The 11,052-nt window shown below is 58.8% G+C and carries 9 protein-coding genes and 2 pseudogenes (1 of these 11 cut by a window edge); 4 read left to right on the top strand and 7 right to left on the bottom strand.

Annotated elements, in window-relative coordinates:
* The 4 genes and pseudogenes from rsmH to B2P82_RS15725 form a co-directional block, all read right to left on the bottom strand.
* Positions 1–623, bottom strand: a pseudogene (rsmH, locus tag B2P82_RS17000) (16S rRNA (cytosine(1402)-N(4))-methyltransferase RsmH) (it extends 375 nt beyond the left edge of the window).
* Complete coding sequence (locus tag B2P82_RS15735; protein ID WP_290480488.1) at positions 623–1,135, bottom strand: division/cell wall cluster transcriptional repressor MraZ; 513 nt, start codon at positions 1,133–1,135, stop codon at positions 623–625. The pseudogene rsmH and the gene B2P82_RS15735 overlap by 1 nt, the downstream one beginning before the upstream one ends.
* Positions 1,136–1,555: 420 nt before the next feature.
* Positions 1,556–2,080: an alkylhydroperoxidase, AhpD family gene (ahpD, locus tag B2P82_RS15730; protein WP_290497948.1), complete on the bottom strand. Its 525-nt coding sequence runs from the start codon at positions 2,078–2,080 to the stop codon at positions 1,556–1,558.
* Positions 2,081–2,302: 222 nt separating this feature from the next.
* A complete protein-coding gene (locus B2P82_RS15725; protein ID WP_034816389.1) occupies positions 2,303–2,863 on the bottom strand; it encodes a peroxiredoxin in 561 nt (186 codons plus the stop codon).
* A gap of 121 nt (positions 2,864–2,984) precedes the next feature.
* Between B2P82_RS15725 and B2P82_RS15720 the strand changes: the two genes are divergently transcribed.
* Both B2P82_RS15720 and B2P82_RS15715 read left to right on the top strand, forming a co-directional pair.
* Positions 2,985–3,884: a hydrogen peroxide-inducible genes activator gene (locus tag B2P82_RS15720; protein ID WP_034816385.1), complete on the top strand. Its 900-nt coding sequence runs from the start codon at positions 2,985–2,987 to the stop codon at positions 3,882–3,884.
* Positions 3,885–3,981: 97 nt separating this feature from the next.
* Entirely contained in the window at positions 3,982–4,953 is a 972-nt protein-coding gene (locus B2P82_RS15715; RefSeq protein ID WP_290497946.1) for a bifunctional helix-turn-helix transcriptional regulator/GNAT family N-acetyltransferase, read from the top strand.
* Between the two features lie 66 nt (positions 4,954–5,019).
* Here B2P82_RS15715 and B2P82_RS15710 read toward each other — a convergent pair whose 3' ends face one another.
* The 3 genes from B2P82_RS15710 to B2P82_RS15700 form a co-directional block, all read right to left on the bottom strand.
* Positions 5,020–6,477 carry a sigma-54-dependent transcriptional regulator gene (locus B2P82_RS15710; RefSeq protein WP_290497945.1) on the bottom strand — a complete coding sequence of 486 codons (1,458 nt, stop codon included), beginning with the start codon at positions 6,475–6,477 and terminating at the stop codon, positions 5,020–5,022.
* A gap of 849 nt (positions 6,478–7,326) precedes the next feature.
* The gene (locus B2P82_RS15705) at positions 7,327–7,683 is read right to left on the bottom strand and encodes a PilZ domain-containing protein (protein WP_206992145.1); all 357 of its coding nucleotides are present in this window, start codon (positions 7,681–7,683) and stop codon (positions 7,327–7,329) included.
* Positions 7,684–7,778: 95 nt separating this feature from the next.
* The gene (locus B2P82_RS15700) at positions 7,779–8,216 is read right to left on the bottom strand and encodes an ester cyclase (RefSeq protein ID WP_290497943.1); all 438 of its coding nucleotides are present in this window, start codon (positions 8,214–8,216) and stop codon (positions 7,779–7,781) included.
* Positions 8,217–8,318: 102 nt separating this feature from the next.
* Between B2P82_RS15700 and B2P82_RS15695 the strand changes: the two genes are divergently transcribed.
* Both B2P82_RS15695 and B2P82_RS15690 read left to right on the top strand, forming a co-directional pair.
* Entirely contained in the window at positions 8,319–10,736 is a 2,418-nt protein-coding gene (locus B2P82_RS15695) for a hypothetical protein (RefSeq protein ID WP_290497942.1), read from the top strand.
* Between the two features lie 32 nt (positions 10,737–10,768).
* Positions 10,769–11,052 (top strand): annotated as a pseudogene (locus B2P82_RS15690) (excinuclease ABC subunit UvrB); the annotation flags it as partial.

The raw sequence follows: 11,052 nt of genomic DNA, 5'->3' as shown, positions 1-11,052 counted from the left end.
AGCGTCGCCGGGTGAATACGCGCGCCCTTGCGCCCGCCCACGGCCTTTTCAACCGCATCGGCCAGTTCGGTGGTTGTCTCGAACGGCGTGTCATCACGGTGCAGCACAATCGCCCGGGCAATCCGGCGTGCCTGGCGCTCTTCGCCAAGACGGAAGATGATGTTCGCGAGGTCGCGCTCACTCATCATATTGACCACATCCGCCGCCGTTGGGCCTGTATCGCCCATGCGCATGTCCAGTGGACCATGCTTCATGAAGGAAAAACCGCGCGCAGCCTGGTCAATCTGGAAACTGGAAACACCGATGTCGAGCACAACGCCGTCAACATGTTCATATCCCGCCGCGCGGACGATGTCGTCTATTTCGCCGAAGCGACCGAGCAAGGGTACGAGGCGTTCCGTCTTTTCCGCCATCTTCCGGGCGCGCTCAATGGCATCCACATCGCGATCAATGCCAATCAGGGTGCATTTGGAAGACCCAAGAATGGCGCGGCTATAACCGCCGCCGCCAAACGTGCCGTCAACAATGATCTCCCCATCCCTGGGGGCGAGCCATTCCAGCACTTCATCCAGCATGACCGGTTTGTGGCCAGGGTCGGGAGCGAGGGGCGCGTCCTGTGTCATCAGCTGTCGCCCCCATCCACGAGCTTCAGGGCGGCATTCCCCGAGGCCTGCTGGTGCAGCACTTCGGAATAGGCATGCCCGAGCGCTTCCAGTGTGTCTTCTTTCGCAGCCTCGGCGGCCATGGCGTCGAAATGTTCAGCATGGCGATCCGGGTTCCATATCTGGAAACTGTCCATATTGCCCGCGAATTTGACGCGATCGGTCAGGTTTGCCGCCTTCATCAACTCGTCAGACAGTTTGATGCGGCCGGTATCGTCCATCTTCAGGTCGGCAGAGCCTGCGATGATGCGTGTGACCAGGGCCTTGCGGGCGGGGGAGTGCGGGGCGAGCCGGGTCAGCGTCGCCCGATACATCGCCATCAGGGCCTCACCGCCGCCTTCCAGACAACCGGATCCGTCGAGCGCCGACCAGAGGAAAATCCGGTTTCCACCGCCCAGCGCAGCGCGAAAGGAAGCGGGTATGGAAACCCGACCCTTTGCATCAATAGCGCTTTCATAGGTGGAAACGAACACCCGCCAACCCTGACTTTGTCTGCCTAAACCCCGCATGGGTAAACCATGTCTTAACGTGGAGTATCATGGGACTGTATGGGTCTCAATGGGCACTGTGGATGAATCGAAATATCCACATCCGTAAACCACCGGAACATAGAAGAAATATTACAGGAACATACCGGAACGGTCGAATGGGCCGAAATGGGCGGCCGGTAATTTTCCTTTCTGAATCAGGCCGCTGCCCTCCCCTGCTGTGACGAGAAAGGCACGGGGGACGGAACATGTCTTTTTCTGCTGATTTCCACAGCTCGTTTCGGCAGTGCCCAGTATCTGTTCGTTTCGGCCCCGTATCACTTCGCGAATGCTTCGAATCGCAAAAAAAGCCCCGAAGCAATGCTTCGGGGCCTTTCCATGGGTCTTGGAACATTCGCCGCGCAACTAGCCGGCCGAGACCGCCTCAGCAGCCAGCACGCGGGCGACAGCATTGACCACAGCGCCGATGCGGATGCCCGCCTGGATCTGCTCGGTCGACAAGCCGTGCTTGCGCAATTCGGCNNCGAGACACATGCCGCAGCCATTCACGGCGGACACACCAAGGGAATAAAGCTCGAAGTCCGCTTTCTCAATTCCCGGCGCACCGATCACGTTCATGCGCAGCTTGGCTGGCAAGGTCTGGTACGTCGAATTGCTGATCAGGTGGATCGACCGGTAATAGACATTGTTCATGCCCATGATCGCGCTGGCAGCTTTCGCAGCCTTGATCGCTTCGGGGCTCAGCTTTCCGTCCGCTTCCGCTTCCAGCGCCGTCAGCGTCTGGGGTTCACCCACAGCATGGGCACAGGCGAGGAAACAGCCATATTTCTGTTGGTCGCTCAACAGGGTCTCGTTCATCAGCGAGCCGAGATTGAGCTTCAGATCCTTCGCATAGTCAGGCAGCGAAGATTTCAGGGACTCGATAGACATGAATCCTCATCCTTCCGGAATTCGTTGTTTTGATGGGGTGGGGAGCGAATGGGTCCGACAAGCCTTGCAGGCTAGAGGGGTGGGAGCGCCAACGTCCGGAACTGGGTGGACGGAAGGCCTGCCGGACCTTTCGCGACGCTGAAGGGAAGATGCCTCATGGGTGGGGGAGGGAGTGAGACATCTTCCCGGAAGTTTCAGCGTTGCGCTCTATCTATGCGCAACCTAGGCAGCTGGTTCCAAAATATCTCCGCCAACCGGACGATTACATGGGCACAGCTCATCGGTCTGCAGGGCATCCAGCACGCGGAGCGTGTCTGCAGGGCTGCGGCCGACGTTCAGATTCGTCACATAAACGTGCTGAATCACGTTGTGCGGGTCGACAACATATGTCGCGCGATAGGCAACGCCTTCAGACGGCTCACGCACGCCAAGACCATCAACCAGCTCACCGCGGGTGTCCGCAAACTGCCAGATCGGCAGCTCTGCGAGGTCTGCGTGGTCGCGGCGCCATGCCAGCTTCACGAATTCGTTGTCGGTGGACCCGCCAAGCACAACCGCGTCGCGATCTTCGAAGTCGCCGGACAGGCGGGCGAATTCAGCGATTTCAGTTGGGCAAACGAAGGTGAAGTCTTTCGGGTAGAAGAAGATGACTTTCCATTTACCCTCAAAGGAATCCTGCGTGATGGGCTCGAATGCGCTTTCGCCATTCTGCTCATGCTGCATGAATTTCGGCTTTACGCCCGTGACTGTGAACTCGGGAAGCTTTTCGCCAATGCCAAGCATAGTGGATCTCCTGGGATAAGATGTTGAGGCTGCCGGAACGGTGGGCCCGGTGGCCGTGCTTTCTCGCAGTTGCGGCAAAAAGGAAAATTGATAATTCCCATTGCCGGTATAGATTGTCTCTATGATTATACCGACCCTTCGCCAACTGCAGTATCTAGTGGCTCTTGGAGAGACCGGCTCGTTCTCTCGGGCCGCCGAGGCGTGCTATGTGACGCAGCCCACCTTGTCAGCCGGGATCAAGGAGTTGGAGGATTTGCTGGGCGTCAAACTGGCCGAACGCGAACCGCGCGGCGCCAAGCTGACTCATGCCGGAGAGCTGGCGGTATCGCGCGCCAATGCGCTGATCAATGATGCCCATTCCCTGGTCCAGTCGGTTCAGAGCGCCGGCGCTCTGCTCACGGGCCCCTTTCATCTCGGCGCGATCCCGACCATCGCCCCCTTCGTCCTGCCAGCGGCAGTCCGCGCCCTCAGCGAGCAATATCCCCAGCTCAAGCTCTACCTGCACGAAGAGAAGACACCGCGCCTGATCGACCAGTTGCGCACGCGCACTCTGGACGCCGCCCTGATTGCCCTGCCCTGGGACGTTCCGGGCATCGAGATGCTGCCGCTATTCGATGATGAATTCCTGTTTGCCGCGCCCGCTTCACACCCGCTGGCCAAGAAGAACGGCCTCTCGCCAGAAGACCTGGCGGGCGAGAACCTCCTCCTGCTCGAAGACGGGCACTGCTTGCGCGATCATGCACTCTCCATCTGTCGCATGAAGACCGGCAACGGCACTGATCAGGTGGCCGCTACTTCACTCGGAACATTGGTCAACATGATTGCCGGGGGCCTTGGCGTCTCGCTCCTGCCCAAACTCGCCACAGATAACGGCCTGAACATCGGACCGGACGTCGCCGTACGCGAATTCGTCAGTCCCGTGGTCGGCCGCCAGATCGGTATCGCCTGGCGCACCGGCAGCCCACGCGAGGCCGATGCCCGCAAGATCGGTGAAATCGTCAAGGCCGCCACCCGGCACTAGACCCCTTCCCCTCTGATAATCGGGATTTCATCTTGACGGTTCCCGTGGCCAAGCCTAATTATATAACGCGTTATATAACTGATTATGGAATCCCGTGATGAGCCAGGATATTCTCGCACAAGTCGCCTATCTCGGCCTGGCCAGTCGGCTGAAGCGTCTTGCCGACCGGCTGCAGGCAGAAGCGGTCAGCGTGTTCGACAATCGCGCCTATCCGATCCAGACGACGCACTTTCCCTTGATCGCCGCGCTCGAGGCCAACGGCCCGCTCAGTGTGAGAGCCGCCGTCGAGGCCACCGGCGTTAGCCAGCCCGCCATCACGCGCATCCACAATGCGCTCCAGAAGATGGGCCTGACCGACACGCGCCCGATCGAGGGCGACAATCGCCAGAAGGAAATCTTCCTCACGCCAGCCGGGGAAGCGCTGGTGTCCGAAATGCGCGCCAGCTTCTGGCCCGCCGTTCAGGAGGCCGCCGAGCAACTCTGTCTCTACCCAGATCATGACTTGCTGGCGGAAATCAGCCTCGTGGAATCGCGTCTCGCCGAGCAGCCCCTGTCGGCGCGGATCGAGACCCTGGCCAACCCTGCGGGCCTGAAGATCATGGAATTCTCAGACGAACTCGCCCCGCATTTCGACCACATCTCACGCGAATGGGTCGAGGAAATGTTCCGCCTTGAGCCGGAAGACATCGCCATGATCGAAAACCCACGTGCCAAGGTGATCGACAAGGGCGGCACCATCCTGTTCGTCGAAGATCCGGAACTCGGCATCATTGGCACCTGCGCGCTGATGCCGATGGCGGATGGCAGCGTGGAACTGACCAAGATGGGCGTTCTGGCCTCCGCGCGCGGCCGCAGGGCCGGAGACTTCCTGATGCGGCAGATTCTGAAGCGCGCCCGCCAGATGGAAATCCAGGATCTCTTCCTGCTGACCAATTCAAAATGCGCGTCGGCCATCCGGCTCTACGAGAAATACGGCTTCCGGCATGATGACGACATCATGCGCCGCTATGGCCACCGCTATGAGCGCTGCAACGTCACCATGTCCTATGCGATGCCTGCCCGCTCATAAAAAAGCCCCACCGGTGGGGCGGGGCTTTGTCGCCGATCTGTGCCGGCATCTCCCTTTGGCCTTGGCCTAGCTCGCTTCGCGCTCCTGGCGCACATCGAGATCATATTCGCGGACCTTGCGATAGAGCGTCGAGCGGCCAATGCCGAGACGACGCGACACTTCACTCATATGGCCTTCATAGAAGTCGATGGCATACTGAAGGATATCGCGCTCGATATCGCTCAGCGTGCGCAGCTCGCCCGCCTCGTCCTGAATGGCTACCGGGCCGTTCTCGCCGGACTGAACGGGCTCGGCGATATCGGGGGCCTTGTTGAAGGGCGATGAAGGCAGGTTGCTCACATCCGGCATCTGTCCGGAAATCTGCGGGAAATCCTGCGGGCGCAACTGGTCGCCATCGCACAGAACCACGGCGCGGAAGACAGCATTCTCCAGCTGGCGGACATTGCCCGGCCAGTCAAAGGCGTACAGCATCTTCATCGTCTCGTCGGCCACACCGGTCACTTTCGCGCCTTCGCTGGCATTGAAGCGATTCACGAAATGGTCCACCAGCGCCGGAATATCATCACGGCGCTCGCGCAGCGACGGCATGTCAACCGGATAGACATTGAGGCGATAGAACAGGTCTTCGCGGAATGTGCCTTCGGCAACCTGTTGCGACAGGTCGCGGTTGGTTGCGGAAATGATCCGTACATCCACCTTGGTCGGGCGGCGCGAGCCAACGGCATCCACCTCCCCTTCCTGCAGGGCACGGAGCAGCTTCACTTGTGCATCCAGCGGCAACTCACCCACCTCATCGAGGAAAAGCGTGCCGCCATCGGCCTCGACAAACTTGCCGAGCGCTTTTGAGATGGCACCGGTAAAGGCGCCCTTTTCATGACCGAACAGGATCGACTCGACCAGGTTTTCCGGGATCGCACCACAGTTCACGGTGACGAATGGTTTCCCGGCACGGTCAGATGCGCCCTGAATGCAGCGGGCAACAACTTCCTTACCCACACCACTTTCGCCCAGGATCAGGACGGGAATATCAGAACTCGCGGCGCGTTCGGCCAGACGCACGACCTGGCGCATCGGCGGCGCGGTCGCGATCATGTCGTCAAAGCTCATGCCGCCTTCGGATTTGCGCGAGAGGCGCTTCACTTCCCCTGACAGGGATTGCAATTTCAGGGCGTTGCGGATCGAAACGACGACGCGCTCCGGATTGGCGGGCTTCACGATGAAGTCCACCGCGCCGCGGCGCATGGCCTGAACGATCGTGTCAATGCCGCTGGTCGCCGTCAGCATGATGACCGGCAGGTCAGCGCGCTTGGCCGACAGGCGTTCCAGCGTGTCCATGCCCGACAGGCCCGGCATGGTCAGGTCCAGCAGGACCACGTCGATGCCATCCTTCGGGTCAGAGGCAAGCGCAAGTCCCGCCTCGCCATCCGGCGCCGTGCGACAGGCAAATCCAGCCTTCTCGACCGCAGCCTGAAGCAGGCGGCGCTGGGTCGGATCGTCATCAATTACAAGCACCGTCTTGGCCATTGCGATTACTACCTTCTCTACAAGGAACCGACGGATCGCCCGTTCCCGAAACCAGATGTTTGATACAAAGCGGAACACATCCGTCCCGTATCGTTACGCCCCGTTCTGACACAGCGAGGTGGAAGTCTGGTTGAATCGAAAGGTGAAATTTGACGCAAATCTGAAGTGTGCGTTGCGCGCGCACGCTCTTGCGGGTGCGGCCTCACCTTCAAGCTGGCCGCCATGGCCATGCGGCACGGAGACATTCGCGAAAATCGTGGCGCTCATCCACACGGTTTATTTCAAATTGTTACAAAATGAAAAACCTGAAAGTTTCCCTCAGACCCGGTGGTTTTCTCGTGCCGATTGTATCCCCCGCCCCACTTCACATCCGCGCCCCTGTAGCGCGTACAACACGATGCGGAAGGCGGGCCAACCCCGATCGGATACGTCTTGCGCTCTTTGGCCCCCAGTCGTGAGCGCCAATACCCGCAAGCGTGACGGATCAACGAATCATAAAATCGGAGCCCGCTCGGACATGAGCGATTCCGGTCTCGATCCGGGCATCGACAAGGGGGGGAAAACTTCCTAGAGACCGTCCCTTGTTCGGGCCCACAAGCTCGAACCGGATTATAGTAGCTGCGCGGGTTTGGGGACGCAGATATGCAGGAAAAGAGACAGTCTATTTCTAGCGCACAAGACACGAAAGAGGACACAAGCGCAGATCCATTGCGCGACGCACTCAGGAAATCCTTTGAGGAGAGTCTGAAAGCGCCACCCTCTGCGAGACTTGAAGGGCTGATGGCACAGCTGCGCTCAAAGGAACGCAGCCAGGATTCAGACACCAAAGATTAGGCGCGGACGCCGCGTTCAGTGACGGAACGCAGGCTGGCGGATCAGTTCGGCCAGAATATAGCCGGCCATCGCACGATCAAACTCAACCCCGACCGCCGGGCCAACGCGCCAGCGCACCGTGCAATCGACCTGGAAATGCGGCTCCGACGGGGTCCGGCGCAGCAGCAAGTGGAAACGGTTTGGCAGATCGGCCCAATCGCCGACTTTCAGACAGGCCCCGTGGACCGATAAATCCTGCACGAGAATGCTGCGCGCCTCGCTATAATCCATCAGGACAACTCGCCCGGACGTTTGCAGGCGAACGCGCGTGCTGCGCCGCAATTCGGCGGGGGCGGAATCGGCCTGGGTCGGAACGGAAACGAGTTGGGTCATGCCCCTACTATGCCCCAGCACCCAATTGGTTCATTTTTTCCTACCCTGACGAGAGTCCGGGCAATCTGGCCGCCTCGGCCGACGCGCCGCCACGATCAGACAAGGTCCAGCGCGCGCAGCACGGCGCCCTGATCATAATAGGGGCGCTCGCAGATAATCCGGTCACTGCCCGGCGCGAATTCAAACGTTGCCGCCATGCGCACCTTGAAACGGCGCCCGGTGGGCTCAATCGTGGTCTTGCCGACCTGTAGCGGGCCGGTATGCGTGCCCGTCAGCCAGAACTCGACCAGAAGTTTGTCGGTCGCCTCATCGACGGCTATCGAGATGATTTCATTGTCCTGATCCGGAAAGGGCGTGCGCGACAGTTCGAAATAGCGCCGCACCGCGGCCTCCCCGTCGAACACCTGCCCGCCGCCATGCATCTCATACCGGGGATGCGCGAATGTCGCCATCACCGCATCCCAATCATGCGTCACCTCCAACGCCATATGGTTACGGACATTCGCGATACGGGCTTCGGTCAGATTGGTCATTGTCTTCCCCATTCATTTTCTTTGACCTTCACCCTCGATCCAAGGTTGCGCAAGCATTAACGAAAGGTAAAGTTCAACTTGGGTGAGGAGGACGGTGTACATATGTCTCTCGGAGTTGAATTTGGGTTTCGGCGACCGCAATGGATGGGATTTAAGTCCCTGGACGCGTCGGATGGCATCCGAACAGGGGCCGTGGTCTCGATGACGGCGATATGCCTGCTTCTTTGGCCGCTATCAGACGCCGACCGACAACAAACACCGAATTATGCCCTGCTGGCCGCCCTATGGGTGGGAGCTGTGGCGGCGGGACTTTTCCGGAGTCACCAGATATGGGCCCGTCTACATTCCGCGCTCGCCGTGAACCCCTCAAGGCGTACGCGCAGTGATGAAAAAATTATCGCCCAAGGCTTGAAAGAGCTGTTCGTCTATCTGCTGCTCTCACTTTTGGCCCTGTCCGTGCTGGCCTTCGTATCTGGCAGCCCCCTGATTTCGGAACTTGAGCATATACGATTGCGAGGCTCGGACGCGGAACGCAGTCTTCTACATATCGCAATTTATTGCGCCTTTTTCGCGGGGGCTTTCCTTCCAATTTTGACAGCCATCGCACGCATGGCTGCAGCAGAAGCCAAGCAAAGCAAGTCGCCTTTGTTCAGGACAGATGTCGTGTCTCGCAACTCGTTGATCACGAGCTTCATAGCCATTGGCGGCATTCTCCTTTTGGCGTGGGCCGCTGGCGCCGGGTTCTTCTCGATTGATCAGGATCTGGGTGTCATCATCTACCTTGTAGTCATCATCGCATTCCTGGTTTTCATAATCGCGCCACATCTCACGCGTCATCTGAATCAAAACGAAGAAAATCGCACAGCACGGGCGAGCACCGCAGCGGGCGGCATCGCCAGTTTTGCTCCGGAAGTATGGGTCAGCCGACTGGATTCGATCCTTGTCCGGCTTATAGCCCCCTTGTCCGGCGCAACCCAGCATGGAGCACCCGTGCCTCACCTATTGGTAGTCGGTCTGATTCTTCCACTATCCGCCATCGGCTTCGTTTTGAGCAGCCCCTTTGGTCTCATCCCCATATTCCTTGCAATGTTGATCGTTATAGCGCTCGGCAGGAGATGGGCATGGGTGGAAGCAGACAGGGAAACAGCTTCACGCCTTCAATCGACAGACTTCCGAAAATCGCAGGATATTCATATTGGCTTTGACAACGACCTCAAGGATGAAGCCCTATTGGGCTATGTTTCCTTCTTTGTTTTGGTCCCCTTGGCGCTGTTCCAGATAGAACAGTTCAGCTTTGCTTTCGATACGGAGCAATCTCTTGCAAGCATGCCCCCCACACAGCAATTCTACGCGTGGATCAGCTTCTTTGGCGCAGAACTGGCGAAGGCCGTACCTTTTGTCGATTGGTGGGAAATTTATCAGGTCGAAGTAAACACCCCCATTTCAGTATCCGACAATGTCGGCAACCCCACACTCGCCAAGCACCTGACCTTCGCCGCACGCGCTCTGGTCGACCTCGTGATCATGGCGGCTCTATTTCAGGCATTTGGCATATGGCAACGCAGCCGCGCCCAACAGCGCCTGTACGATGCGGGCCACATCAACGCTTTTGATCCCTTCACGGAACAGGAATTCTTTGAACGTGGCATACGATACGACCACAACGAAAAGAAATACATTCCCAAGCCCAGCTTCAGAAAGCGCGTTGAGAAGCATCGAGAAGCCAGAGAAGAGCTGAAGCTTCCCGCATTTCCTTACAGTCCACGCCGACTTAGCGAGCTGCTGAACTCTCCAGACCCTGATCTGAAGGCAGGTGCCGAATGGATGGTAAGTGAGTATCGGGTACTTGCCGGGCCACCTGCCGAACAACTTTCACAGCTGGAAGAACAATGGCGGCAGCCTTGCGACTTCCGAGAGCTGTACACTCAATATCGGGCAACCAGCCACCCGCAAAGGCGGGCTGCTGCCAAAAACACGATAAGAAACGAAAAACTGAAATTCGAGCGACTGTTAGACGACCTGATTGAGGCCGGAGCGAACAATAACAAATGGTTCGCTCTGAACCAAGCAAACACCCTACTGAAGCTTCTTGAGCATATCAGCAACTTGCCTGAATTCGTCTACGCGCACTCCCTGGCGATCGACTATCTCAGCGAACGGCGCGGTCAATTCATTCTGCTTGCTCTTGCCTCCCACACACTCACTGACACTGCCGACTCCGTAGCGCCTGCTTGGCGCCGTCAGATCGAGGGAAAATTCAATCGCGTTCCGAACGTCGTTCTAGGCCGCAGTGAGATGCGTCAGATTGTTTATGACGCGATGGAGCGGTACGCAGACCTCTGTTTCGCGTGGCGGGAAATTTCGAGAATCGAAGAAACCATGAGCTTTTTAGAACTTATGGCCCAGACAGATGCCGCCGCCCCCGCGCGCTTGAAGGCCGGAACTATCGCCAACCAGTTGCGCAACCGGCTTACAGACCTTCTATCCACCACCACACTGAACACAACAAGAACACCCTAGACACCTCCCTGCCCGCGCCCCATATCGGGGGCATGGCTCCTCCTCCTCCTTCCAAGGGCGTTTCTGAAGCGCCCAGCGTGTTCTCGCTTGATGGCTTCGCGCGCGATGCCGCCGGCGCCCTGCCGTCCGACAACTGGACGCCCCACCGGCCTGACCGCGACTGGGTCAAGCTGGAGGGCGGCAAGCGGTTCAAGGTCCATTCCGAATATGAGCCTGCGGGCGACCAGCGCACCGCGATCCCCGAACTCGTCGAAGGCATCGGCGCGGGCGAGCGCGACCAGGTCCTGCTCGGCGCGACCGGCACCGGCAAGACCTT

The organism is Hyphomonas sp. UBA4494 (assembly GCF_002388935.1).
Classification (GTDB): Bacteria; Pseudomonadota; Alphaproteobacteria; order Caulobacterales; family Hyphomonadaceae; genus Hyphomonas.
The sequence above is the reverse complement of the archived record's forward strand: the minus strand, read 5'-3'. Positions and strand labels throughout refer to the sequence as shown.